The 25910-nt window shown below is 56.4% G+C and carries 18 protein-coding genes; 11 read left to right on the top strand and 7 right to left on the bottom strand.

All coding sequences use genetic code 11. The annotated features are described in order from the left end of the window. Positions 1 to 440: 440 nt before the first annotated feature. The 5 genes from B6S09_RS04575 to B6S09_RS04555 form a co-directional block, all read right to left on the bottom strand. Complete coding sequence (locus B6S09_RS04575) at positions 441 to 1667, bottom strand: type II secretion system F family protein (protein WP_094277323.1); 1227 nt, start codon at positions 1665 to 1667, stop codon at positions 441 to 443. A gap of 22 nt (positions 1668 to 1689) precedes the next feature. Then, positions 1690 to 3402: a type IV-A pilus assembly ATPase PilB gene (pilB, locus tag B6S09_RS04570; protein ID WP_094277322.1), complete on the bottom strand. Its 1713-nt coding sequence runs from the start codon at positions 3400 to 3402 to the stop codon at positions 1690 to 1692. A gap of 5 nt (positions 3403 to 3407) precedes the next feature. Beyond that, positions 3408 to 3845 carry a pilin gene (locus tag B6S09_RS04565; protein WP_094277321.1) on the bottom strand — a complete coding sequence of 146 codons (438 nt, stop codon included), beginning with the start codon at positions 3843 to 3845 and terminating at the stop codon, positions 3408 to 3410. A 253-nt stretch (positions 3846 to 4098) separates the two neighbouring features. After that, positions 4099 to 4947: a carboxylating nicotinate-nucleotide diphosphorylase gene (gene nadC / locus B6S09_RS04560; protein WP_166670272.1), complete on the bottom strand. Its 849-nt coding sequence runs from the start codon at positions 4945 to 4947 to the stop codon at positions 4099 to 4101. A 60-nt stretch (positions 4948 to 5007) separates the two neighbouring features. Beyond that, the gene (locus B6S09_RS04555; protein ID WP_094277319.1) at positions 5008 to 5526 is read right to left on the bottom strand and encodes a retropepsin-like aspartic protease family protein; all 519 of its coding nucleotides are present in this window, start codon (positions 5524 to 5526) and stop codon (positions 5008 to 5010) included. A gap of 72 nt (positions 5527 to 5598) precedes the next feature. Between B6S09_RS04555 and ampD the strand changes: the two genes are divergently transcribed. The 9 genes from ampD (at position 5599) to B6S09_RS04510 (ending at position 22100) form a co-directional block, all read left to right on the top strand. After that, complete coding sequence (ampD, locus tag B6S09_RS04550) at positions 5599 to 6153, top strand: 1,6-anhydro-N-acetylmuramyl-L-alanine amidase AmpD (RefSeq protein WP_094277318.1); 555 nt, start codon at positions 5599 to 5601, stop codon at positions 6151 to 6153. Positions 6154 to 6484: 331 nt separating this feature from the next. After that, on the top strand, positions 6485 to 7246 hold the full coding sequence (gene pdhR / locus B6S09_RS04545) for a pyruvate dehydrogenase complex transcriptional repressor PdhR (RefSeq protein ID WP_094277317.1): 762 nt from the start codon (positions 6485 to 6487) through the stop codon (positions 7244 to 7246). Between the two features lie 61 nt (positions 7247 to 7307). Then, positions 7308 to 9968: a pyruvate dehydrogenase (acetyl-transferring), homodimeric type gene (gene aceE / locus B6S09_RS04540; RefSeq protein ID WP_094277316.1), complete on the top strand. Its 2661-nt coding sequence runs from the start codon at positions 7308 to 7310 to the stop codon at positions 9966 to 9968. Between the two features lie 10 nt (positions 9969 to 9978). Further along, on the top strand, positions 9979 to 11874 hold the full coding sequence (gene aceF, locus B6S09_RS04535; protein WP_094277315.1) for a pyruvate dehydrogenase complex dihydrolipoyllysine-residue acetyltransferase: 1896 nt from the start codon (positions 9979 to 9981) through the stop codon (positions 11872 to 11874). 152 nt (positions 11875 to 12026) lie between these two features. Next, on the top strand, positions 12027 to 13454 hold the full coding sequence (lpdA, locus tag B6S09_RS04530) for a dihydrolipoyl dehydrogenase (protein ID WP_094277314.1): 1428 nt from the start codon (positions 12027 to 12029) through the stop codon (positions 13452 to 13454). A gap of 174 nt (positions 13455 to 13628) precedes the next feature. Further along, positions 13629 to 15869 carry a patatin-like phospholipase family protein gene (locus tag B6S09_RS04525; RefSeq protein ID WP_094277313.1) on the top strand — a complete coding sequence of 747 codons (2241 nt, stop codon included), beginning with the start codon at positions 13629 to 13631 and terminating at the stop codon, positions 15867 to 15869. Between the two features lie 214 nt (positions 15870 to 16083). Beyond that, positions 16084 to 18681 (top strand): bifunctional aconitate hydratase 2/2-methylisocitrate dehydratase, encoded by a 2598-nt coding sequence (gene acnB / locus B6S09_RS04520; RefSeq protein WP_094277312.1) that lies wholly within the window; start codon positions 16084 to 16086, stop codon positions 18679 to 18681. A 213-nt stretch (positions 18682 to 18894) separates the two neighbouring features. Next, positions 18895 to 21087 carry a TonB-dependent receptor gene (locus B6S09_RS04515; protein WP_094277311.1) on the top strand — a complete coding sequence of 731 codons (2193 nt, stop codon included), beginning with the start codon at positions 18895 to 18897 and terminating at the stop codon, positions 21085 to 21087. Between the two features lie 332 nt (positions 21088 to 21419). After that, positions 21420 to 22100 carry a Fe2+-dependent dioxygenase gene (locus B6S09_RS04510; RefSeq protein ID WP_094277310.1) on the top strand — a complete coding sequence of 227 codons (681 nt, stop codon included), beginning with the start codon at positions 21420 to 21422 and terminating at the stop codon, positions 22098 to 22100. A 78-nt stretch (positions 22101 to 22178) separates the two neighbouring features. On the opposite strand, the gene B6S09_RS04505 is transcribed toward B6S09_RS04510, so the two are convergent. Continuing rightward, positions 22179 to 23576 carry a uracil-xanthine permease family protein gene (locus B6S09_RS04505; protein ID WP_094277309.1) on the bottom strand — a complete coding sequence of 466 codons (1398 nt, stop codon included), beginning with the start codon at positions 23574 to 23576 and terminating at the stop codon, positions 22179 to 22181. 273 nt (positions 23577 to 23849) lie between these two features. Here B6S09_RS04505 and B6S09_RS04500 point away from each other — a divergent pair, with 273 nt between their 5' ends. Beyond that, complete coding sequence (locus tag B6S09_RS04500) at positions 23850 to 24881, top strand: sterol desaturase family protein (RefSeq protein ID WP_094277308.1); 1032 nt, start codon at positions 23850 to 23852, stop codon at positions 24879 to 24881. A 31-nt stretch (positions 24882 to 24912) separates the two neighbouring features. Further along, the gene (locus B6S09_RS04495) at positions 24913 to 25272 is read left to right on the top strand and encodes a YacL family protein (protein WP_094277470.1); all 360 of its coding nucleotides are present in this window, start codon (positions 24913 to 24915) and stop codon (positions 25270 to 25272) included. 89 nt (positions 25273 to 25361) lie between these two features. On the opposite strand, the gene arfB is transcribed toward B6S09_RS04495, so the two are convergent. After that, on the bottom strand, positions 25362 to 25778 hold the full coding sequence (gene arfB, locus B6S09_RS04490) for an alternative ribosome rescue aminoacyl-tRNA hydrolase ArfB (RefSeq protein ID WP_094277307.1): 417 nt from the start codon (positions 25776 to 25778) through the stop codon (positions 25362 to 25364). Positions 25779 to 25910: the final 132 nt, after the last annotated feature.

Genomic DNA, 25910 nt, shown 5'->3' with positions numbered 1-25910 from the left:
TTCCAGTATTGGTATTTGCTTGCCGGGGCGTACTGCGTCGTCGAGCAAAAGCAACTACTTCGCCGACACGCCGTAATGATGTGCCACTCAATGCTTCAACCCGCTGCGAACATATTGAATGTTCGGTCGGGTTGAAACATTTTGTCACAGCGAGCAAGCTCGCCCCATGGGGGCTCCGCTGCGCACCTGACCGCCATGGATGGCGGAAATGCCGAAAATGCAGGAGCAATTTTCTGCACTGGCGCAGAGGGTGCGACGAAGCAGACGCCTCTTGCTCTCCTCGGCGGAACACCGAGCTGACTGTCAGTTTTCACAGGAAGCACGACAGTTTCCCGAAGCAGCAGCGGGGATTGCCGAGCGTCCCATGGATGGGCTTGAAGCGTGTCGGCGGAGTGCAGCCGAGCTGCTGCTTTGCATGGCGATACAGCCGATTGTTTTCATTAGCGTATCACGCTGCCCAGGTTAAAGATGGGAAGATACATGGCAATGACCAGAGCGCCAACCAAAACCCCGAGTATGACCATGATCAGCGGCTCAATCAGGCTGGAAAGGCCGGCAACGGCATCGTCAACCTCACGTTCATAAATGTCGGCTACTCTGTGCATCATGTCGTCTACGGCGCCTGACTCTTCACCGATCAGCACCATCTGTACCACCATATCCGGAAACAAGTCGGTCGCGCGCATGGCCAGGTTCATCTGCATGCCGGCCATTACTTCGTCACGTATCTTCAGTACGGCTCTGCGATACACCACATTACCGGACGCTCCGGCAGACGACAGCAGACCTTCCACCAGCGGAATGCCGGCAGAAAAGGTGGTGGCCAGGGTGCGGGCAAAACGGGCAAGTGCCGCCTTGTGCAGGATATGGCCGACAATGGGCAGGCGCAACACCAAGCGATCGGCGGCATTACGTACTTTCTGTGACTTGTGCCAGGCGTGTATATACAGCCAGACGCCGGCCATTATGCCGCCCAGAATATACAGCCAGTATTGCTGTAACCAGCGGGAGAAATTAATCACCAGCTGAGTAAACAGCGGCAATGTCGCCCCGAAGCCGGCAAATATTTCTTCAAACTGAGGGATCACGAACAGCAGTAAAATGGCCGTGACCGCCATCGCTACCAGTATAATGATGGTCGGGTAAAACAGTGCCTTGCGTATTTTTGACTTAATGGCTTCGGCTTTATCCCGGTAAACTGCAATACGGTCAAAAATATGCTCCAGGGCACCGGTCTGCTCGCCGGAGTGCACCAGATCGCAGTAAAGCATATCAAAGTGGCGCGGGTATTTTCTCAGGGCGGCAGAAAGCGGTGTTCCTCCTTCGACATCGGCGGCCAGAAGGGCGGCCAGCTCGCGAATGGCCGGTTTTTTATAGGAACGGGCAATGATCTGCAGTGTTTGCACCAATGGCACCCCTGCACTCAGCATGGTGGCTACCTGGCGGGTAATCAGGGCAATATCGGCAGATGTTACCGTGTTTCTGAAGCGGGCCAGTATGCCCTGACTTTTGCGTTTTATTTTAAAGGCATTCACGCCCTGGCGCTGCAGTTCACGGCGTGCGGCCCTGAGGTCCGCCGCCTGCACCAGACCGGCGGTTCTCTGCCCTCTGCGGTTTATACCTTCCCACTTGTAGGGGTAAACCCGGAATTCTTTTGCCGTCGTCATGGCCCTTCCTTGCGCGTGGGGACTATCCGGTGATCCGGTTAACCTCGGCCAGACTGATAATGCCAAGCCGGGCTTTTTCCAGTGCGGCCCGGCGCAGGGTGATCATGCCTTCTTCTTCTGCTGCCCGGGCCAGTGCCAGTGAACTGGCATTTTCCATAATCAGATCGGCCAGCCGTTTGCTCATGGCCATGACTTCATAAATACCGATGCGGCCTTTGTAACCGTCGGTGCATTGCGGGCAGCCCACGGCGCGGTAAAGGGTAAGTCCGCTGGCTTGTTGGGCAGGGGTAAAACCAAGCCGGGTAAGTTGTTCCGCAGGCAGCTCTTCCGGCTCCCGGCAGTGAGTGCACAGCCGGCGTGCCAGGCGCTGGGCCATAATCAGGCTGATGGAAGAAGCAATGTTATAGGCCGGCAGCCCCATATTGCTGAGCCGGGTCAGGGTTTCGGCGGCGGAGTTGGTGTGCAGGGTGGAGAGGACCAGGTGGCCGGTCTGCGCCGCCTTGACGGCAATTTCGGCGGTTTCCAGATCCCGGATTTCCCCCACCATGATAATGTCCGGATCCTGACGCAGAAAGGCCCGCAGGGCGTGAGCAAAGCTCAGCCCGGCTTTAGGGTTGATCTGCACCTGGTTGATGCCGGACAGGTTGATTTCCACCGGATCTTCGGCAGTGGAAATATTGGCGGTGACGGTGTTTAGAATGCTTAAACCGGTATAAAGTGAAACGGTTTTTCCCGAGCCGGTGGGGCCGGTAACCAGGATCATGCCCTGAGGCCGTTTCAGTGCCTGGAGGTACAGAGCTTGTTGTTCTTCGCCAAATCCCAGCTGTTCAATATCGAGGCGGGCAGCCGAGCTGTCGAGAATACGAATAACCACTTTTTCGCCCCACAGGGTGGGCATGGTGTTGACCCGCATATCCACGGATTTGGAGGCCGTCAGTTTTAGCTTTATGCGCCCGTCCTGAGGTAGCCGGCGTTCGGCAATATCGAGCCGGGCCATGACTTTGAGCCGGGCAGCAAAACGGGCCGCCAGATGCACCGGTGGTGACGCCACTTCATGCAGCATGCCATCAATACGAAAGCGGATCCGGAAAAAACGCTCATAGGGTTCAAAGTGCAGATCCGAGGCTTCCTTACGCACCGCATCCACCATGATTTTATTGATATAGCGGACGATGGGGGCATCTTCTTCATTACGGCTGATGCCGTCTTCCAGCTCTGAGGGACTGTCATCCAGCTGCAGTTCGGCAATATCTTCATCAGCAATATTATCCAGATCCAGCTTGGTACTGTTGCCCTGCTGCAGGCGTTGCAGCAGATGCTGCAGTTTGCTTTCTTCCACCAGCAGGGTATCGGTGACCAGATTAAAGCGAAAACTGAAGTCTTCCAGTGCTGCCACATTGGTGGGATCCGACATGGCCAGATACAGGACCTTGCCTTCCAGGTGCACGGGAATGGCATGATGATGTTCAATCAGATCCATGCTCAGATACGGAAGCGGCAACTGTTCGATGGCAAAGTCATCCAGATCGGTCAGCGGCTGCATAAACTCCCGCTCGCAGAAACGGGCCAGCTCTGCGGATGACAACAGCTGTTTTTCCACCAGCATGGTGCCGAGCGGCTTGCTTTCCTGCCGGGCCTGGAGCTGGATCTGTTCCAGCTCGTCAGCGGACAACAGCGAGGAGGCTGCCAGACTTCTGGCCAGACCGCTGTTTGAGATATGGGTAAAGGTATTCATATGGGTTAACACAGGCCGTCAGCGATGCAGTCAGAGCTTGAGGCCGGCTGTGTCCAAATCACCCGCCCACCGGATACTTCACCAGTCATAATAAAAGTACTGTCTTGCACTTTATCCGTTCCGGTTGCGGTGATGGTCCAGGGGCCTTTTTCATTGTTATTTGCTGTAACCTCAACACTATCTACAATATCGGTATTGACGGCACCGGATAAGGCTCCGTTCGCTGATGTTGTACAATTATTCCCTCCCGTCTGCGCACAGACTTCAATAGCGGTTTTTGCGGGGCCTGTGGCTGCAATCACTTCGGTAAATCTGGCGCGTTGGGTATAGGTCTGATATGCCGGCAGGGCCACTGCCGCCAGAATGGCGACGATGGCGACCACTATCATCAGCTCAATCAGGGTAAAGCCGTATTGATGGTAAGCTTGCGTCTTGTTTATCATGACTTCTTCCTTGAAATGCCTGACAAACGGGCATCTTTCACTTTGTCATACCCGCCTTATATCTATAGCAAGCGTTAGCGGGTTTGCCCAATTCACACTCCGGGTGAGGGCAAAGATATGGCCGTATTGGGCCATAAAGTGAATTAAATAATGAGCTGGTTATTTCACAGATCTGGACTAGTGATGAACCTAGGTTGTAGAGAGGAAATAAAAATGCCAGGCAAGCCCGGCATATCAGAATTATTCAGGAATATTATGCTTCGCTCTCTACCCGAAGTGACAGATCCAGTGCCTGCACATGCTTGGTCAGCGCGCCGACAGACACAAAGTCCACACCGGTGGCGGCATATTCTGCAATGGTCTGCAGGGTGACATTGCCGGATACTTCCAGCTTGGCGCGGCCGGCGGTGGTGGCCACAGCGGTGCGCATATCGGGTACGCTGAAGTTATCGAGCATGATGATATCGGCACCGGCAGTCAGGGCCAGCTCCAGCTCGGCAAGGGATTCTACTTCTACTTCCACCGGCTTTTCCGGCTGCAGCCGGCGTGCTTCACTGACCGCCTTGTCGATACCGCCACAGGCAAAAATGTGGTTCTCCTTAATCAGGTAGGCATCATACAGTCCCATACGGTGATTATGGCCGCCACCGCAGGTGACCGCATATTTCAGCGCCTGACGCAGGCCGGGCAGGGTCTTGCGGGTATCCAGCAGGCGGCAGTGGGTGCCGGCCAGCTTGTCGACATAGCGTTTGGTCTCGGTGGCCACCGCCGACAGGGTCTGAATGAAGTTCATGGCAGTGCGCTCGCCGGTCATAATGGCGCGAGCCGGGCCGGTAAGGGTCAGCAGTCGCTGCCCGGCAGTGACGGCGTCACCGTCTTGTACCAGCCAGTGCAGATTGACCTGGCTACCCAGCTGAATAAAGGTCTCTTCGGCAAAATCCCGGCCGCAGAACACGCCGTCTTCACGGGTGATCAGATGAGCGGTCACCTGCTGGGGCTCGGGCAGCAGCATGGCGGTAATATCCTGTTTGGGGTCCGGGCTGCCACCCAGATCCTCGGTGAGGGCGGTGGTTACGTTAAAGCGGATTTCTTTGGCCAGGATGGAGTTGGGCATTGAGTCTACCTTTAGTCACAAGTTCACAGTCATGCTGAAATGCCGGATTTACTGCTCCGGCCCGGAATAGGTAATGGTCATTTGTGAGCCCCGCTGGATCAGCTCAAAGCGGCGCAGGGCATTCATGCCAAGTAAAATTTCCTCGCTCTGGCTTGGCATGATGACGGCGTCCAGATCGTACAGGGTGAAAGGCCCCAGCGACAACGATTTAATATGGGTGCGATAGCCGGTGACCTGTCCGGCAGCTGTGCCGAGAACGAGGGCGGGACCTACCGGCAGCTCCAGTCTGGCGGCCACGGTCTGAGGCACGGCCATCTGGGTGGCACCGGTATCGAGTAAAAATACCACCGGTTGCTGATTCACGGTGCCGCTTGCCACATAGTGGCCATAACGGTTTTGTTCCAGCACTATGCTGTTTGAGTCAAGCACCTGTACCTGCTGATTGGGGTTGCTTTGCTGCTCAAGCCGCTGGTTGAAGTACCAGGTCAGCAGCAGTAATCCCAGTCCCCATACCAGGATCCACATTATGCGACCGGTCCGGCGCACCGGATCATGCTGTTGCGCCATGTTGGCTCCTTGGCGAAAAACGTGTTCAAACTGTTAGTATACCTCCGCTCACCTTTTGCTTACGGATCTGTTATGCCTTTAACTCTGCATCACGGCTGGCTGAGTCCGGCCCGCCATTGTGAATCACCCCACCAGGATGATCGCCCCGATAATGACATTTCCCTGCTGGTGGTGCACTGCATCAGCCTGCCGCCGGGACGTTTTGGTGATGCGTTTATCGATGACCTGTTTCTGGGGCGGTTAAATGCGGATGCTCACCCTTACTTTGCAGGCATCCATCAGTTGCGGGTGTCGGCCCATTGCCTGATCCGGCGCGATGGTGAGCTGGTGCAATATGTCCCTTTTCAGCAGCGGGCCTGGCATGCGGGGGTGTCCTGTTTTGAAGGGCGTGAGCGCTGTAACGACTTTTCCATCGGCATTGAACTGGAGGGCACCGATACCGGTGACTACACCGGGGAGCAGTATCAAATGCTGGCCGAGGTGACCCAGGCAGTGATGCAGGCGTATCCCGCCATTACCCCAGAGCGCATTACCGGCCACAGTGACATTGCACCCGGCCGTAAAACCGATCCGGGCCCGGGATTTGACTGGGCACGATTTAAAGCGAAGTTAGAAGTTAGAAGTTAGAAGCTTGGAGTCGAAAGTTGAGGTGCATGGAGTGCTGTCGCTCATAGAAAGGCCGTTGTTGTCTGTGTGATGGACTCCGGCCTTCGCCGGAGTGACAACTTTGCTTCCGGTTCACCGTTTCGAGCTTTCTTTCCCTCGTTTGGTCTGACCATTTTCTGTTTTGTTGTGTTTTACCGTGACTGGGCTAATTTTATGAGTTAGCCCAAAAAATCCTGAGTAAAAATGCTCCTTTGTGTGCAATGATCACAAAAACCATGGACAATTCTTGCCTGCTCTGATACCTTTTTTTAACAGTGTTAATTGGTATGACCAATTACAAGAAGCAGGATGCATGACCTACCAGCGTATTAAACAGCCCAAACTCGCCGAAACCATTGCGACCAAACTGGAGCAGATGATTGTGGAAGGCAGCCTGAAGCCGGGGCAGCGATTACCACCAGAGCGTGAACTGGCCGAGCAGTTTGCGGTGTCGCGCCCGTCTGTGCGCGAAGCGATCCAGCATCTGGAAATTCGCGGTCTGGTTTCCCGCCGGCAAGGCGGAGGCACCTATGTACAGAATGCTCTGACCCAGGGGCTGGCGGATCCGCTGTTTCAACTGCTGGCTGAACACCCGGAGTCCCAGTATGACCTGCTGGAGTTTCGCCATACCATGGAAGGCATTTCTGCCTTTTATGCGGCGATGCGCGGCACCGAAACAGATTTTGACGCCATTCGCGAGGCCCAGCAGGCCATTATTCAGGCCCAGGAAAAGAGTGATCTGGCGGCAGAAGCCAAATATGCCGCCGAGTTTTACCTGGCGGTGGCGGCGGCGGCTCACAATGTGGTGCTGCTGCACCTGTTACGCGCCATTCAGCCCATGCTGGAGTCCAGCATTCTGCGCAACATTCAGATTCTTAACCGGCGAGCCGGCATGGTGGAACAGATCCGCAAACATCGCGCCAATCTGATCCAGACCATTTTGTCTCGTGAGCCGGAAAAGGCCAGGGATGCCTGTCATGAGCACCTGGCCTTTATTGAAGAAACCCTGTTGGAGATCCAGCGTGAAGAGAGCCGTATTCAGCGCTCTCTGCGCCGGACCCGGCAACAGGAATAATAATGCCTTCGGCAGCGACGAAACCCATGGGCACTTGCCCCAAACGAGATAGGAAACAGCCATGTCTGATATCCTGAAAAATGATGTGGATTCAATAGAGACTCAAGAGTGGCTTGACGCCCTGGAGTCTTTGATCCGTCAAGAAGGACCTGAGCGCGCTCAGTACATTTACGAGCGCCTGACCACCAAAGCCATCAAGCATGGCGTTGCCGTGGCCCGCAATGCTCACTCAGATTACGTCAACAGCATCGCTACTGACGCAGAACCTGAGTACCCGGGCAACTGGGATCTGGAACGTCGGATCCGTGCCATCATCCGCTGGAACTCAGTCATGATCGTACTGCGTGGATCCAAGAAAGATCTGGATCTGGGCGGTCACATGTCTTCCTTCTCCTCCAGTGCCACCATGTATGAAGTGGCGTTCAACCACTTCTTCCGCGCACGTAACGAGAAAGACGGCGGCGACCTGGTGTTCTTCCAGGGCCACATCTCTCCCGGTATCTACGCCCGCGCCTTTGCCGAAGGCCGCCTGACCGAAGCCCAGCTCGACATGTTCCGTCAGGAAGTGGACGGCAAGGGTATTCCGTCTTATCCGCATCCCAAGCTGATGCCGGACTTCTGGCAGTTCCCGACCGTATCCATGGGTCTGGGTCCGATCAATGCCATCTATCAGGCTCGTTTCCTGAAGTACCTGACCGACCGTGGTCTGAAAGACTGCTCCGAGCAGCGCGTTTACGCCTACCTGGGTGACGGCGAGATGGACGAGCCGGAATCCAAGGGTGCGCTGACCATTGCTGCCCGTGAAAAGCTGGACAACCTGTGCTTCATCATCAACTGTAACCTGCAGCGCCTGGATGGCCCGGTAGTGGGTAACGGCAAGATCATCAACGAACTGGATGGTGTCTTCACCGGTGCCGGCTGGAACGTGGTTAAAGTGATCTGGGGCCGTCGCTGGGACGATCTGATCGCCAACGACAAGTCCGGCAAGCTGGTTCAGCTGATGAACGAAACCCTGGACGGTGATTACCAGACCTTCAAGTCCAAAGACGGTGCCTATGTGCGTGAGCACTTCTTCGGCAAATATCCGGAAACGGCCGCACTGGTGAAGGACTGGACCGACGAAGAGATCTTCGCCCTGAACCGGGGTGGTCACGATCCGGCCAAGATGTTTGCCGCGTATAAAAACGCCGCCGACACCAAGGGCAAGCCGACCGTTATTCTGGCCAAGACCATCAAAGGCTACGGCATGGGCGATGCTGCCGAAGGCAAGAACATCGCTCACCAGGTCAAGAAGATGGACATGTCTTCACTCAAGCACTTCCGCGATCGCTTCAATATCGAAGTCAGCGACGAAGAACTGCCGAACCTGCCTTACATCAAGATCGAGGAAGGTTCCCGCGAGCACGAGTACCTGCACGCCCGTCGTCAGAACCTGAAAGGTTTTCTGCCGACCCGTCTGCCGGAAACCACCGTCAAGCTGGACATTCCTGCGCTGGAAGACTTCGCCCCGCTGCTGGAAGAGCAGAAGCGTGAAATCTCCACCACCATGGCGTTCGTGCGTTCTCTGAACATCATGCTGAAGGACAAGTCCATCGGTAAGCGCGTTGTGCCCATTCTGGCCGACGAAGCCCGTACTTTCGGTATGGAAGGTCTGTTCCGTCAGATCGGTATCTACAACCCGCACGGCCAGCAGTACGTACCGCAGGACCGTGAGCAGGTTGCTTACTACAAAGAAGACAAGAAAGGCCAGGTTCTGCAGGAAGGTATCAACGAGCTGGGTGCCATGTCCTCCTGGCTGGCGGCTGCTACCTCTTACAGCACCAACGACTGCCCCATGATTCCGTTCTACATCTACTACTCGATGTTTGGTTTCCAGCGTGTGGGCGATCTGTGCTGGGCTGCCGGTGACCAACAGGCACGCGGTTTCCTGCTGGGTGCTACCTCCGGTCGTACTACTCTGAACGGTGAAGGTCTGCAGCACGAAGACGGTCACAGCCACATTCTGGCCGGTACCATCCCGAACTGTATCACCTATGATCCGACCTACGCCTATGAAGTCGCGGTTATCGTGCAGGATGGTCTGCGTCGCATGTACGGCGACAACCCGGAAAACGTGTACTACTACCTGACCACGCTGAACGAAAACTACCACCAGCCGGCCATGCCGGAAGGTGCCGAGGAAGGCATTCGTAAGGGTATCTACAAGCTTGACACCGTGGAAGGCAAGAACGGCAAGGTGCAGCTGATGGGCTCCGGCACCATCCTGGTGGGCGTGCGTGAAGCAGCCCAGATCTTGGCTGAGGAATACGGTATCGGCTCCGACGTGTACAGCGTGACCTCCTTCAACGAACTGACCCGTGAAGGTCAGGACGTGGAGCGCTGGAACATGCTGCACCCGACTGAAGAAGCCCGTGTGCCCTATATTGCTCAGGTAATGGGTGATGCGCCGGCCGTTGCTGCCACCGACTACATGAAGAACTACGCCGAACAGGTTCGTGCCTTCATGCCGTCTGCCAGCTACAAGGTACTGGGTACCGATGGTTTCGGTCGTTCCGACAGCCGTGACAACCTGCGTCGCCACTTTGAAGTGAACAAGCACTACGTAGTGGTTGCTGCGCTGACCGAGCTGGCCAAGCAGGGCACCGTTGACAAGCAGGTCGTGGCCGACGCCATTGCCAAGTACGGCATCGACGCCGACAAGATCAACCCGCTGTACGCATAAGGGGTAACACATGTCTAAAGATATTCTGGTGCCGGATATCGGCGCGGACGAGGTTGAAGTGACCGAGATCCTGGTTGCCGTGGGCGACAAGGTTGAGGAAGAACAGTCTCTGATCACCGTGGAAGGCGACAAAGCCTCCATGGAAGTGCCTGCCCCCGCCGCCGGCGTGGTCAAGGAAATCAAGATTGCCGTGGGCGACAAGGTCAACACCGGCAGCCTGATCATGGTATTCGAAGCAGAGGGCGGCGCTGCCGCCCCGGCTGAGGCCCCGGCGGCCGAAGCTCCTGCCGCCGCCGCTCCGGCTGCGACTGCCAGCGCGCAGAAAGAAGTGAATGTGCCGGACATCGGCGGTGACGAGGTTGAAGTGACCGAAATTGCCGTGGCCGTGGGCGACACCGTTGAGGAAGAGCAGACCTTGATCACCGTGGAAGGCGACAAGGCCTCCATGGAAGTACCTGCGCCGTTCGCCGGCAAGGTTGTCGAGATCAAGACTGCCGTGGGTGACAAGGTCAATACCGGCTCCCTGATCATGGTATTTGAAGTGGCCGGTGGTGCCGCCCCGGCTGCCGCTGCCCCGGTTGAAGCCGCTCCGGCTGCTGCTGCCGCTCCGGCCGCCGCTGCTGCCAAAGACGTGAACGTGCCCGACATCGGCGGTGACGAAGTTGAAGTTACCGAAGTAATGGTTGCCGTTGGCGACAAGGTTGAAGCCGAACAGTCCATCCTGACCGTGGAAGGCGACAAGGCCTCCATGGAAGTGCCTGCGCCGTTCGCCGGTGTGGTCAAGGAAATCAAGGTTGCCACCGGTGACAAGGTTTCCACCGGCTCCCTGGTGATGGTATTCGAAGTGGCTGGCGCCGCGCCGGCTGCCGCTGCTGCCCCGGCTCCTGCCGCCGCTCCGGCTGCGCCCAAGGCTGCCCCGGCTGCTGCCGCGCCCGCCGCTGCTGCTCCTGCTGCCAAGGGCGAGTTCGTTGAAAACAACGCCTACGTGCATGCCACGCCGGTGGTTCGCCGCCTGGCCCGTGAATTCGGTGTTGACCTGTCCAAGGTTGCCGCGACCGGTCCCAAGCAGCGCATCCTGAAGGAAGACGTACAAAATTACGTCAAGGGCATCATCAAGCGCGTTGAAAGCCAGCCTGCCGGCGTTGCCGTGGCCGGCAACGGTCTGGAAGTGCTGGCCTGGCCGAAGGTCGACTTTGCCAAGTTTGGTGAAGTAGAAGAAGTGGCCCTGACCCGTATTCAGAAGATCTCCGGTCCGAACCTGCACCGCAACTGGGTCAAGATCCCGCACGTGACCCAGTTCGACGAGACCGATATCACCGAGCTGGAAGCGTTCCGCAAAACCGAGAACGCCATCGCCGAGAAGCAGAAGCTGGGTTACAAGATTTCCCCGCTGATCTTCATCATGAAGGCTGCCGCCAAGGCACTGGAAGCCTTCCCCAAGTTCTGCTCTTCCCTGTCGGAAGACGGCCAGAGTCTGGTGATGAAGAAATACGTGCATATCGGTGTGGCGGTGGATACCCCCAACGGTCTGGTAGTGCCGGTTGTTCGCGATGTTAACAAGAAAGGCATTCGTGAGCTGGCCATCGAGCTGGGAGAAATCTCCAAGAAGGCCCGTGCCGGCAAGCTGACCGCTGCCGACATGCAGGGGGGTTGTTTCACCATCTCGTCTCTGGGCGGTATCGGTGGCACCCAGTTCACCCCCATCGTGAATGCGCCTGAAGTGGCCATTCTGGGTGTGTCCAAGTCCAGCATCAAGCCGGTATGGAACGGCAAGGAATTTGAGCCTCGCCTGATCCAGCCGCTGGCGCTGTCCTATGACCACCGGGTGATCGACGGTGCCGATGGTGCCCGTTTCATCACTATGCTGAGTGGGGTGCTGAGCGACCTTCGTCGTCTGGCCCTTTAATGTGACAAGGCAGGCATAAGCCTGCCTTTTTACTTTCTTTTTGATAACAGAACAGTAAACTTTTGCCCGTTTGTATCGTAGTGGCCGTCTTGAGTCTGGTGCTCCGGCCGTCACTGCCTGAACAGGGCTGAAAAATCATAATTGAGGTCACCATGAGTCAAGAAGTCAAAGCTCAGGTTGTGGTTCTGGGCGCGGGCCCTGCCGGCTATTCCGCCGCTTTCCGTGCCGCCGATCTGGGCCTGGAAACCGTTATCGTTGAGCGTTATTCCACTCTGGGCGGTGTATGTCTGAACGTGGGTTGTATCCCGTCCAAGGCACTGCTGCATATCGCCAAGGTGATTGAAGAATCCAAGATCATGGCCAGCCACGGCGTGACCTTTGGTGAGCCGCAGATCGACATCGACAAGATCCGCGCGCACAAAGAAAAGGTTATCGGTCAGCTGACCCAGGGTCTGGGCGGCATGGCCAAGATGCGTAAGGTCAAGGTGGTTAACGGTGTCGCCAAGTTCACCGGCGCCAACACCCTGGTGGTGGAAGGCGAGAGTGGCAGTACTACCGTCAACTTCGACAACGCCATCATTGCAGCTGGTTCACGTCCGATCCAGCTGCCTTTCATTCCCCATGAAGATCCCCGCGTGTGGGACTCTACCGATGCGCTCGAGCTGAAAGAAGTGCCCGAGAAGCTGCTGGTAATGGGTGGCGGTATTATCGGTCTGGAAATGGGTACCGTGTACCACTCTCTGGGCTCCAAAATCGACGTGGTTGAAATGTTCGACCAGGTGATCCCGGCTGCCGACAAAGACATCATCAGGATCTTCACCAAGCAGGTGAAGAACAAGTTCAACCTGATGCTGGAAACCAAGGTGACCGCTGTTGAAGCCAAAGATGATGGCATTCACGTCACCATGGAAGACAAGAAAGGCGAGACCGTTACCAACGTTTATGACGCCGTGCTGGTGGCCATCGGCCGTACTCCCAACGGCAAGTCCCTGGATGCCGACAAGGCCGGTGTTAACGTGGACGAGCGTGGTTTCATCAACGTCGACAAGCAGCTGCGCACCAATGTGCCGCACATCTACGCCATCGGCGACATCGTGGGTCAGCCGATGCTGGCGCACAAAGGTGTGCACGAAGGTCACGTGGCGGCCGAAGTTATCGCTGGCATGAAGCACTACTTCGATCCGAAAGTGATCCCGTCCATCGCCTACACCGAGCCGGAAGTGGCATGGGTAGGTGTGACCGAGAAGGAAGCCAAGGAACAAGGCCTGAACTTTGAAGTGGCTTCTTTCCCCTGGGCTGCGTCTGGCCGCGCTATTGCGTCCGACTCTTCCTACGGTATGACCAAGCTGATCTTTGACAAGGACACTCATCGCGTACTGGGTGGTGCCACCATCGGTACCAACGCGGGTGAACTGCTGGGTGAAATTGGTCTGGCCATCGAAATGGGTGCCGACGCCGAAGACATCGCGCTGACCATTCATGCTCACCCGACTCTGCACGAGTCTGTGGGTATGGCTGCCGAAGTGTTCGAAGGCTCCATCACCGATATGCCGAACCCCAAGGCCAAGAAGAAGAAGTAAATCTCTTCTTACTGCCAGTAGTATGTGCGCCCGGCTTGTTAGCCGGGCGTTTTTATTTAAGGGGCTGGCAGCCCTGTGTCTGTCACTGTCTTCAGTAATGTGCCGGGCTCTCCCTATTTATTGCTCCGCGTCATACAATGTAGGCTCTGTTCGCTACGTTGTTACCGGATTGCCATGCGCCGTTATTTGTTGCTGCTAACCCTGTTATTGTCGTTGCCGGCCCTGGCCGAGCGCCCGCGGGTGGCGCTGGTGCTGAGCGGAGGCGGGGCTAAGGGCGCTGCCCATGTGGGCGTGCTGCGGGTGCTGGAGCAGCACCGCATTCCCGTGGATATCGTCACCGGTACCAGCATGGGGGCCTATGTGGCGGGCATGTATGCGCTGGGCCTGAATGCCGCTGAGCTGGAGCATCAGCTGCTGGCGCTGGACTGGAACCAGGGCTATCAGGACAAGGTCGGGCGGGATGAACTGTCATTACGGCGTAAGCGCCAGAATGATGAATTTCTGCTGCGTACCGATATTGGCCTGAATGATAAATGGCAACTCAGCCTGCCTGGCGGTTTTTTCCAGGGCCAGTCACTGGGGGCTTTGCTCCGGCGCAGTACCCTGACCATTCCAAGGCTGAAGAACTTCGATCAATTACCTATCCCTTACCGGGCGGTGGCTACCGATATGGAAACCATGACGCCGGTGGTGCTGAAGCGTGGCCATCTTGCTACCGCCATGCAGGCCTCTATGTCGGTACCCGGGGTGCTGCAGCCGGTGGATCTGAACGGCAAATTGCTGGCGGACGGCGGTGTGGTCAATAACCTGCCGGTAGATGTGGCCAAAGAGCTGGGGGCGGACGTGGTGATTGCCGTCGACATTGGTGATGCGATGTTGCCAAGGGAACAGCTCGACAGCGCTCTGGCCATGGTCACTCAGCTGACCAATTACCTCACCCGGGCCGGTACCGAACGGCAAAAGACCCTGCTTGGTGACGAAGATGTGCTGCTCACCCCGGATATTGCCGGCATCGGGGTGGGGGACTTTAACCAGATGCCGGAAGCGATTCACCGGGGAGAAGTGGCTGCCACGGCCATGTTGCCCCGGCTGCTGGCGTTGTCCGTAACCGAGCAGGAGTACGCGGATTACCAGCACCACAAGCTGGACCGGCGTGCCCGGCTGCAGCGCAGTGATGCGGTATTTCTTGATAAGGTGGAAGTGGAGGGCAATGCCAGCCTGAATGAAGCCGTGATCCGGGATGTACTGGGGCTCAGGCCTGGTGAGTTTCATCAGACCGAAGAGCTGGAGCAGGGCGTTCGCCGGCTTTATGCCCTGGATGCGTTTGAGCAGGTCAGCTATCGCATTGAGGAGCGCGACGGCGAACAGATACTGACGGTACAAACCACGGAAAAGGGGTGGGGTCCGGGCTTTGTGGATCTCAAGTTTGCGCTGGAGGATGATTTTTCCAGCCGCACCAGTTATGAGATCGGGGCTCAGTTTCGACGCACCAATATTAATATGCTGGGAGGAGAATGGCTGGCCGAAGTGACGCTGGGCAGCAACAAGCTGCTGGCGACCGAATTCTACACCCCGCTGGATACCGATTACGACCTGTTCTGGAAAGTCCGGGGAGAGTATGAAAAGCGCCGGCGCACTTTTTTTGTTGAGCCAGGAGAAGAGAGCTTTGAGCAGTTTGGCCGGCTGACCACCCTGGACTTTGACTATGCCACCTGGAGTCTGCTGAGTGAGCTGGGCTACAACCTCCATCCCTGGAGTGAGCTGGCATTCGGGGTTCAGGGACTGGCCGGCAGCATAGAAGCACGCAATCTGGAAGGCAAGATGGATGTCTTTTCGACCGGGCCTTACCTGCGCTTGACCCACGACACCCTGGACAATGTGTTTTTCCCTACCCGTGGGGAGAGTGCAGAGCTGACACTGGGATATTACCGTAACCGGCTGGAAGGGCAGGGTGAACAGGAAAATGTCTCCGGCCTCGACTACGAGCTGGACTGGCTGCGCCCCTGGAATGCCGGTCGTCACACGCTGATTTCCAAACTGGTGCTGGGCGGCTCTACCGCGGAGCAGCCGCTGCCGGTGTTTGCCCGCAGTCTGGGAGGGTTGTTCAACCTTTCCGGTTATCAGAGTGATCAGCTCAGCGGACGCTACAGTGGCCTGGCCGGGCTGCTTTATCACTACCGGTGGCTTGATAACGACTTCGGTGCCTTCCGTTCCCCGGTGTATCTGGGGGCGTCTCTGGAGCGCGGCGGAGTATGGAACTCTGGTGCTGATGTGGGCTGGGATAAGTCGACCACCGCTGGCAGCATTTTCGTTGGTGTAGACACCAACTGGGGGCCGCTCTATCTGGCATTTGGTCAGGCTGAGGGAGATAAAAGCAGCGTTTATCTGTATTTTGGCAACCTGTTCAGCTTTTAATGTTAACGGTTTGTTGAATTTAAAATTTGTGGTTTATGCACTGAAATACCATTCAAAACATGGCGTTAATCAAATATTCGACCAAAGTGCGAGCAGGCCGGATTTTAATTCAGGGTTAAAACTAATATACTTTTGCGGCGTCTAAACGACGCCAAAGCCCCCTACCAAGGACATTTACGCCCGTGGTGGCGAATGATAATAAGAGGATACAGTCGTGCTTGAAGCCTATCGTAAACACGTCGAAGAACGTGCCGCAGAGGGAGTGGTTGCCAAACCGCTCGACGCAGAGCAAGTTGCCGCCCTGGTTGAATTACTCAAAAACCCGCCTGCCGGCGAAGAATCCTTCCTCTACGAACTCCTTTCTACCCGCATTCCCCCTGGTGTTGACGAAGCTGCCTATGTTAAGGCCGGTTTTCTTGCCGCCGTGGCCAAGGGTGAGGTGAGTTCTCCCGTAGTATCTGCCGAGCAGGCTACCGAGCTGCTGGGTACCATGCAGGGTGGCTACAACATTGCCCCCCTGATCGAGCTGCTGGACGTAAATGCCCTGGCTCCTATTGCCGCTAAGGCCCTGAGCCATACCCTGCTGATGTTTGACGCTTTCCACGATGTGGACGAAAAAGCCAAGGCTGGTAACGAATTTGCCAAACAGGTGATGCAGTCCTGGGCCGATGCCGAATGGTTCCTGGAGCGCGCCCCGTTGGCCGACAAGATCACCATGACCGTGTTCAAGGTGCCTGGCGAAACCAACACTGACGATCTGTCGCCGGCTCAGGATGCCTGGTCCCGCCCTGACATTCCGCTGCATGCTCAGGCCATGCTGAAAAACGCCCGTCCCGGCATTGAGCCCGACGATGAAGGCGTGATCGGCCCGATCAAGGCCATTGAAGCGCTGAAGGAAAAAGGTTACCCGCTGGCCTACGTGGGCGACGTGGTTGGCACCGGTTCCAGCCGTAAGTCTGCCACCAACTCCGTGCTGTGGCACATGGGTGACGACATTCCGTTCGTGCCCAACAAGCGTGCCGGCGGCATCTGTATCGGCGGTAAAATCGCTCCCATCTTTTTCAATACCATGGAAGATGCCGGCGCCCTGCCCATCGAGTGTGACGTTACCAAGCTGAATACCGGCGACGTGATCGATATCTATCCCTACGAGGGCAAAATCTGCCGTCACGGCAGCGATGAGGTGATCAGCACCTTCAAACTGAAGACCGACGTGCTTCTGGACGAAGTCCGCGCCGGCGGCCGTATTCCGCTGATTATCGGCCGCGGTCTGACCGACAAGGCCCGTGAAGCGCTGGGACTGGCTGCCTCCGATGTATTCAAGCGCCCGGCTCCGGTAGCCGATTCCGGCAAGGGTTACACCCTGGCTCAGAAGATGGTCGGCAAGGCCTGCGGTGTGACCGGCGTTCGCCCCGGTCAGTACTGCGAGCCGAAAATGACCACCGTGGGCTCTCAGGACACCACTGGCCCGATGACCCGTGACGAGCTGAAAGATCTGGCCTGTCTGGGCTTCTCCGCCGACCTGACCATGCAGTCCTTCTGTCACACCGCTGCTTATCCCAAGCCGGTAGACGTGACCACCCATCACACCCTGCCCGATTTCATCATGAACCGTGGCGGTGTGTCTCTGCGTCCGGGCGACGGCGTTATTCACTCCTGGCTGAACCGCATGCTGCTGCCCGATACCGTGGGTACCGGCGGTGACTCCCACACCCGTTTCCCCATCGGTATCTCCTTCCCGGCGGGCTCCGGTCTGGTGGCGTTTGCCGCTGCTACCGGCGTGATGCCGCTGGACATGCCGGAATCCGTGCTGGTGCGCTTCAAGGGCGAAATGCAGCCCGGCATCACCCTGCGCGATCTGGTACACGCCATTCCTTACTACGGCATTCAGAACGGTCTGCTGACCGTGGCCAAGGAAGGCAAGATCAACGAATTCTCCGGCCGGGTGCTGGAAATCGAAGGTCTGCCCCAGCTGAAAGTGGAACAGGCGTTCGAACTGGCTGATGCCACCGCCGAGCGCTCCGCCGCCGGTTGTACCATCAAGCTGGATAAAGAGCCGATCATCGAGTACCTGAACTCCAACATCGTGATGCTGAAGTGGATGATTGCCGAAGGTTACGGCGACAAGCGTACCCTGGAGCGCCGCATCAAGGGCATGGAAGAGTGGCTGGCCAATCCCGAGCTGATGGAAGCCGATGCCGATGCCGAGTACGCTCACGTGCTGGAAATCGACATGAGCGAGATCAAACAGCCGATCCTGTGTGCACCTAACGATCCCGATGATGCCCGTCTGCTGTCTGACGTGACCGGTGAGAACATCGATGAAATCTTCATCGGCTCCTGTATGACCAACATCGGTCACTTCCGTGCCGCCGGTAAGCTGCTTGATCGCTTCAAGGGCCAGCTGCCGACCCGTCTGTGGGTGGCACCGCCGACCAAGATGGACAAGGATCAGCTCACTGCCGAAGGTTATTACGGTATTTTCGGCCGGGTCGGTGCCCGTATCGAAATTCCGGGCTGCTCGCTGTGTATGGGTAACCAGGCACGAGTAGGGGATAACACCACTGTGGTGTCTACCTCCACCCGTAACTTCCCCAACCGTCTGGGCAAGGGTGCCAACGTGTACCTGGCCTCTGCCGAGCTGGCCGCCGTGGCTGCCATTCACGGCAAGCTGCCGACCGTCGCCGAATACCTGGAATACGCCCAGGAGCTGAACGCTACTGCTGCCGACACCTACCGTTACCTGAACTTCGACGAGCTGGACAGCTATGTTGAAAAAGCCGGTACTGTGATCATTCAGCAGGCCGTATAAGCCGGACTGAACAATACGCATCAAAAGCCAGCCTTCGGGCTGGCTTTTTTTATGTCTGCGCCGGCCAGGGAGCCTGCTGGCTCATATTGTGAACAAATAACATCAAAAATAAGTGTCGCTATTGATCTAAATTAAACACTAAATGAGAATGAGTTGCCTTGGTGTTTGTAGTTAATAAATAAACAATAATCTCATTCCGATAAGGAGTTGTCAGTGCGCACTTTTATTCGCTCAACCTCATTTCCTCCCAGAACCATGCTGGGCTCTGCCGTCGGCATGGCCGTTGCTGGTATGGCTCTGCCCGCCGCTGCGCAGCAGGAGGTCACCCGTTTTGATACCGTGACCGTCAAGGATGTGCGTGAGCAGGAGTATAAAACCGATGCCTCTGCCTCTGCCAAGTACGTGAAGCCACTGCTGGATACGCCCCAGACCATAACCGTGGTGCCCGAAAAAGTGATCAAGGAACAGCAGGCCCTGAGCTTGCGTCAGGTACTTTCAAACGTATCCGGCATTACCTTTGCTGCGGGTGAGGGTGGAGGCGGCTCTGGTGACAGTATCAACATCCGTGGCTTCAGCGCTAACTCCAACATGCAGATTGACGGTCTGCGTGACAGCAGTCAGAACAACCGCACCGATACTTTTAACATTGAGCAGGTAGAAGTGCTCAAAGGGCCCAACTCGGTATTTGGTGGTGCCGGCACCACCGGCGGGGCCATCAACCAGGTGAGCAAAACTCCCAAACAGCGTGACTTCGCTGAATTAGGGGCCAGCCTGGGCACCGACAACTACCGCCGGCTGACTCTGGATGCCAACCAGTCCCTGAAAGGGGTCGGTGTGGACAGTGCCGCCCGTATTAACCTGATGGCGCATGAAAACGATGTTCCCGGCCGTAATAATATCGATCGTCAGCGTTTTGGCATTGCACCGTCAGTAACCATTGGTCTGAGTGAGCAGACCCGGGCAACCCTGAGCTATTTCCACCAGCAGGACGATAACCTGCCGGACTACGGCTTGCCGGCCCGTGACGGCAAGGTACTGGCCGGGGTGGATCGGGACAACTACTATGGCTGGCGCAACCTGGACGAGGAAAAGATCCAGTCCGATGCGGTGACGCTTAAACTTGAACACAAGCTGAATGATACGGTTCGCCTTGAAAACCAGACCCGCTACAGCCGGATTGACCGGGATACCACCATTTCGGCCTCTCACGTCAACACGACCGGTGTACCCAGCGGGAATTACCAGCCAGCAGGCCCTCAGGGATATCGCCGAGATGTCCGGACCGAGCTGTGGGTCAATCAGGCCAGTGCCGCCTTTGAGTTTGACACCGGGCGGTTTAAGCATGACATGCTGGTTGGGGGCGAGATCTCCCGGGAAACGTATGATCTCACTTCTGGCAGCTATAATCTGAGAGCTCATTATCCTGCCAACGGTTTTGATCTGTATAACCCACCGGGCACCTGGACCGGCCCCGCCAATTACAAGGACAGTGGCGGCAGTGAGGCTGAACTGAATACCCGTGCGCTGTATGTGTTTGATACCATTACGCTGCATCCGCAGTGGGATCTGAGCCTGGGCCTGCGTCATGACTGGGTTTCCGGTGAAACCTCCGCCAAGGGCAACAACAAGATCACCTCAACCAGTGACCAGATGTTCAGTGGCAGGGCCGGTATCGTGTACAAACCTGCGGACAACGGCCGTGTTTATCTGGCCTACGGCACCTCTTTTAACCCGTCTGCCGAAGCGCTGGCCACCTCTGGCCGCCTTCCTTTGCGTGGCGCTCCTGGAGCGGAAAGTTTGTCTCCGGAGAAAAACGAAACCTGGGAGCTGGGCACCAAGTGGGAGCTGATGAATGGCCGTCTGGGTCTGGATGCAGCCTTGTTCCGGGTCAATAAAAATAATGTGAATGAAAAGGACGCCAACAACGTCCTTTATAACGCCGGTGAACAGCGGGTACAGGGTGCGGAACTGGGACTGACCGGTAAGCTGACCGAACAGTGGAAAATGTTTGCCAACTATACCCTGCTGGACAGTGAAACCCTGAGCTCGGTGACGAACCCTGATGCGGTTGGCCGGGAGCTGCAGAACACGCCGCGAAACAGTGCCAACCTGTGGACTACGTATGAAGTGCTGCCGGGGGTAGAGCTGGGATATGGTGCCCGCTATGTTGGTTCCCGCTCTGTGACCGGCACTTCCGATACCAAAATCGACAGCTACTGGGTGCATAATGCCATGGCGTCTTATCAGGTGACCGATGCCTTCAGTCTGCAGCTGAATGTGAATAACCTGTTTGACGAGGATTACGTTGAGCGCGTGCGCGGAAGGGATGGCTCGGATGACCGCAGCTCGGCTGTTGAGCTGGGTGATGGTCGTTCCGCTGTGCTCTCTGCCAGCTACCGGTTCTGATGAAAAGTCTGGCCTGACCAAAGCATGGTCTGTTGTATTGAGCCCCGTCGGGCCGGATCGTCAGCGCTTCACCCAGGCACAGAAACGTTATTCCCGCGAAGGAGGGGCCGGGACTCCATGTAACAGGTCGAGCCATGTTTACCTTCGTCCACTTCTGTTCTGGATGCCCGTTTTCACGGGAATGACAAAATGCGACGGGAGTCCGAGGCAGACTGTCTATTTGGTTTCATGGTGCGAAACGGCAATGGTCACCATATTGGTGCAGGTAAACGTTATTAATTCAAAAGCCCCTCACGGGGCTTTATTCATTATCACGAAAAGAGAATTTCATCATGATGCTGCATATACCCGGTGTACTCAGCGCCGAGCAGGTGGCCGAATGCCGCGAGCGGCTGCTGGCCGCCCAATGGATAGATGGCAATGCTACTGCCGGCTTTCAGTCTGCTCAGGCCAAGCATAATCTGCAATTGCCCGAAGACAGTGAAACCGCCGCTGTGATTGGCAAGATGATTACCGACGCTCTGTCCTGTCATCCACTGTTTGTCGCCGCCGCCCTGCCAGAGAAAATCTTCCCGCCGTTATTTAACTGCTATCAGGGCGGTCAGTCGTTTGGCATTCATGTGGATAATGCCGTGCGCGTGAATAAAGCCACGGGCGAGCGTATCCGTACCGATCTGTCGGCTACCCTGTTTTTTTGCAACCCGGAAGAGTATGAAGGGGGGGAGCTGGTTGTTGAAGATACCTATGGGGCACACAGCGTCAAATTGCCCGCCGGCGATCTGATTCTGTATCCGTCTTCCAGCTTGCACAAGGTACTTCCGGTGACCCGCGGTGCGCGCATCAGCTCATTTTTCTGGATTCAGAGTATGGTACGGGACGACGGCCAGCGCAGTCTGTTGTTTGATCTGGATTCCGGCATTCAGAGTATCAACCAGCAACTGGGTAGCAGCAGTGAAGCCAGCGTTCAGCTCACCGGCGTGTACCACAATTTGCTGCGCCGCTGGGCGATGTGACTGGTGAGGTGAGGGACTACCGGATAAAAAAGACCGGAAGCCGGCCTGCGCCAGTTTCCGGTCTCTTCTCATCGGTTTTTATGTCCGCTGAGCTTCGTTCTCGGCGGCGCTGTCATTTACCGGCTTGTTCTCCGGCATGATCAGGTTCATGACGATGGCCGTAATACCGCCGGCAGAGATACCAGAGGAAAACACATTCTTAATGATATCAGGCATAAACTGCAGAATATCCGGCTTTTGAGAAATGCCCAGGCCCACGCCAAAGGAAATGGCAATGATGAACAGTGCTCTACGATCCAGGGTTTCACGGGACAGGATGCGTACACCGGCGGCAGCGATAGAGCCGAACATCACCAGGGTGGCACCACCCAGCACCGGCTCGGGAATTCGCTGCACCAGAGTGCTAATGGCCGGGAACAGGCCCATGACCACAAGAATGGCGGCAACAAAAAAGCCCACGTGTCGGCTGGCAACACCGGTCATCTGAATAACGCCATTGTTCTGACTGAAGGTGGACACCGGGAAGGTATTGAACACGGATGCCAGTGATGAGTTCACACCGTCACCCAGCACACAGCCCTTAAGGCGGCTCATGTACACCGGGCCGGACACCGGTTCACCGGAAACTTCCGACGTGGCGGTGGTATCACCAATGGCTTCCAGTGCGGTGATGATGTACACCAGTACCAGCGGAATGAACAGGGAAGCATCAAAGCCAAGACCATACTGCATGGGGATGGGCAGGGCCAGAGTGGGCAGGTTGTCTGACAGCGGGGCCAGCTTGCCCATCTGCCAGGCCAGCAGGGTACCGGCAACCATGGCCACCAGAATGGAAGACAGGCGTACATAAGGATTACGGCTGCGGTTCATCAGAATGATAATGCCGAGCACGGTACCGGCCAGAGCCAGGTTTTCCAGTGAGCCGAACTCGCCGGCAGCCATGGCACTATATCCACCGCCAATAGAGGTGAGGCCAATCTGGATCAGGGTCAGGCCGATCAGAGTGACGATAATGCCGCTCACCAGAGGAGAAATAATACGCCGGGCCAGATGCAGGAAACGGGAAATGATCATCTCGGTGGGGGCGGCCAGCAAGGCGGTGCCGAAAATCGCTGCCAGCATGGCTTCGGTGGTGACCCCGCCATCTTTCATGGCCAGGCCACTGGCAATGATGGGGCCGAGAAAGTTAAAGCTGGTGCCCTGTATGGACAGCAGGCCGGTGCCAACCGGACCGACTCGTTTCATTTGGATAAAAGAAGCCACTCCTGTGATAAACAACGACATGCTGATGATGTGCGCGGTGTCGGCTGCAGGAATATCCAGCGCCTGACAAATAAGCAGTGGTGGGGTAATCACAGCAACAAACAACGCCAGCAAGTGTTGAATGGCGGCGAACAGAGACTGTATAAACGGCGGCTTGTCATGAAGCCGGTACACCAGATCGCTCTGATGTGAAGATTGCTGCGTGTTGGACATATTTTTTCCGGTATGTATCTACGGGTGTTGGTTTTGTTATGTTTTTCTTGGGCGCCGGTGCAAAACCAGAGCGCTGAAGGGCGCATAGGATACTGGATATACATGGCAACGACCAGAAAATGGATACAATAAAAGAGTGAAATTTGTTCGTCTTTAGTATGAATAATAACCACTTGACTGCAGGGTCAGTATTGATGGTAAGAATAGAACTGAGACTGAATTTCCTTTAAGCTTCCATCTTCTTTGTGTGATTGAGTAAATGAGCAAGGCGGCATGGAACAAATGATGGCGCTGGCCGACGTCCTGTACAGCCAGGGATGGTTGCCTCTCTGGCACCGTTTTACCGGGCTGTTTGATCTCAATGGCCGTCTGGGTGTGGTATTCTTGGCTATTTCCCTGGTTGTGGCCTATCTGCAGTATCGTCGTCGAAACGATGGCCATTACCGCCATTTCGGGCATTTTCTCGGCGGCCGGCGGGTCTGGCTGCATCGTTCTGCGATCATCGATTACCAATACTATTTTCTGCGGGTGCTGTTACATGCAGCCCTTATCGTGCCGTTATTGAACTGGCTTGATCCGTACCTGCTGCACTCGGGGGAGGTCAGCTCCACGCTTGCACAGTGGTGGGGGGAACGTGCCTGGCACGGTGAAAGCACCGGTCTGATGCTTGCCTATGGCCTGGGCGCGTTTCTGGTATCGGACTTTGTGCACTACTGGGTACACAGGGCCTTTCACGGCCGCTGGTTGTGGGAGTTTCACAAGGTGCATCATTCCGCGACCGTGATGGTGCCGGTCACCGCCAGCCGTGTGCATATCGTGGAAAAACTCATCGAAAAGTTGTGCAAAGGTACGGCGCTGGCGTTGTTCGCCGGACTGTTCTTTTATCTGAGCGGTGGCAAGGTGAGCAAGTATACCCTGTTTGGTGTCAGTTACCTGGTGCTGCTGTTTAATTCATTGGCTGCCAATTTGCGGCACAGTCATGTATGGCTGTCGTTTGGTCCTGTGATCGAGCACCTGATTAACAGCCCGGCTCAGCATCAGATCCATCACAGCAAGGATCCCCGCCATTTCAGCCTGAACTTTGGTACTAATCTGTCGCTATGGGACTGGATGTTCGGCACCCTGTATGTGACCGGACACCAGCCGGAGCCACTGGAGTTCGGGGTAGGGGAGAAAGATAACCTGCGTTACCAGCGCATGAGCACCCTGATCCTGAGACCCTTTCGGGTTACCGGCGGCAAGCTGTGGCGGGTGCTTGCCGGGCGTGCAGGACATGGCTTGTCCGGGGCCGGCCGCAACGGCTAGAATGCGCCTTTTTTCTGCCGGGGAGATGGCCATGGAATTCGATTTTGTTCGTGATCTGGACGGCCGCTGCCGCGCCCGTTGTGACATGGGGCATGAGGCTTTTGGTCAGTGGCTGACCGACGAGGTGGATGTCGCCGAAGCTGAGCGCTTACTGGTGGCCATTGAGGCGGTCGACAGCCGCCATCAGGACGAAGTACGCAAGGAATATGCCGAGTTTACCCTGGCGCTCGGCGACGGCGAGGCTGAATTGATCGGCCATGGCCTGGCGTTCGACAGTGGTGAACTGGAAGAGGGCATGCACTACTACGATGATGCCCATTATGCCGGTTGCGGCCTGGATGATCTGGCCCGGTTACTGACCCAGTGGCAGGCATTCCTGACCGGTCGCTAGGCTGGTAACACTTGTCACCCCCGCGCAGGCGGGGGCCAGTGCAAACCGCTCTGGATCTCCGCCTTCGCGGAGATGACGGCAGGTTTAATTTAAAACTTCACTTTCCCTCTTGCGCTTTTGATTTTGCCCCTGTGAGTTTTGCTGTCGGTACGCTTGGCTTTGGCCGCCTTGCTGGGTTTGGTCGGGCGGCGAACCTTGACCGGCTTGCCAGCCTTCTGCAGCAGCGCTGTCAGTGCCTCTTTTGCGGCTTCCTTGTTCATCAGCTGGCTGCGCTCACTTTCCACCCTGATCAAAATAAGGCCACTGGGTAATACTCTGTGATCTTTCATGCTGGTCAGTGCCTCTTTGTAAACGTCCGGCAGACTGGGACTGTTGGCGTAGTCAAAGCGCAGTTGCACCGCCGAGTCGGTTTTGTTGACGTGCTGGCCCCCCGGGCCGCCAGCCCGCATGGTAATAAACTCCAGCTCATGGTCCGGGATGCTCACCCGGGCGGATATTTCCAGCATGCTCACTTCCTTCGCACCGTTTTGGTGCTAACTGCTTTTTCATTGCACCAGCATAACATTTTGGCTGAGCTTTCATCCATGTGCATCTTCATAAGTCATTGAATATAGGTGAATAAAAAACTGGCACGATGC

The sequence above is a fragment of the Oceanimonas baumannii genome (assembly GCF_002245495.1).
In the GTDB taxonomy this organism is placed as follows: domain Bacteria; phylum Pseudomonadota; class Gammaproteobacteria; order Enterobacterales; family Aeromonadaceae; genus Oceanimonas; species Oceanimonas baumannii.
Note: the sequence above shows the minus strand (reverse complement) of the source record. Positions and strands in the feature narration are given on the sequence as shown.

Bases quoted from the DNA above. Each gene is read 5' to 3' on its own strand.
- pdhR (WP_094277317.1), top strand. From the start codon at position 6,485: ATGACCTACCAGCGTATTAAACAGCCCAAACTCGCCGAAACCATTGCG.
- B6S09_RS04505 (WP_094277309.1), bottom strand. From the start codon at position 23,576: ATGTCCAACACGCAGCAATCTTCACATCAGAGCGATCTGGTGTACCGG.
- B6S09_RS04565 (WP_094277321.1), bottom strand. From the start codon at position 3,845: ATGATAAACAAGACGCAAGCTTACCATCAATACGGCTTTACCCTGATT.
- B6S09_RS04555 (WP_094277319.1), bottom strand. From the start codon at position 5,526: ATGGCGCAACAGCATGATCCGGTGCGCCGGACCGGTCGCATAATGTGG.
- B6S09_RS04500 (WP_094277308.1), top strand. From the start codon at position 23,850: ATGGAACAAATGATGGCGCTGGCCGACGTCCTGTACAGCCAGGGATGG.
- aceF (WP_094277315.1), top strand. From the start codon at position 9,979: ATGTCTAAAGATATTCTGGTGCCGGATATCGGCGCGGACGAGGTTGAA.
- B6S09_RS04495 (WP_094277470.1), top strand. From the start codon at position 24,913: ATGGAATTCGATTTTGTTCGTGATCTGGACGGCCGCTGCCGCGCCCGT.
- lpdA (WP_094277314.1), top strand. From the start codon at position 12,027: ATGAGTCAAGAAGTCAAAGCTCAGGTTGTGGTTCTGGGCGCGGGCCCT.
- pilB (WP_094277322.1), bottom strand. From the start codon at position 3,402: ATGAATACCTTTACCCATATCTCAAACAGCGGTCTGGCCAGAAGTCTG.
- aceE (WP_094277316.1), top strand. From the start codon at position 7,308: ATGTCTGATATCCTGAAAAATGATGTGGATTCAATAGAGACTCAAGAG.
- ampD (WP_094277318.1), top strand. From the start codon at position 5,599: ATGCCTTTAACTCTGCATCACGGCTGGCTGAGTCCGGCCCGCCATTGT.
- B6S09_RS04575 (WP_094277323.1), bottom strand. From the start codon at position 1,667: ATGACGACGGCAAAAGAATTCCGGGTTTACCCCTACAAGTGGGAAGGT.
- arfB (WP_094277307.1), bottom strand. From the start codon at position 25,778: ATGCTGGAAATATCCGCCCGGGTGAGCATCCCGGACCATGAGCTGGAG.
- B6S09_RS04510 (WP_094277310.1), top strand. From the start codon at position 21,420: ATGATGCTGCATATACCCGGTGTACTCAGCGCCGAGCAGGTGGCCGAA.
- B6S09_RS04525 (WP_094277313.1), top strand. From the start codon at position 13,629: ATGCGCCGTTATTTGTTGCTGCTAACCCTGTTATTGTCGTTGCCGGCC.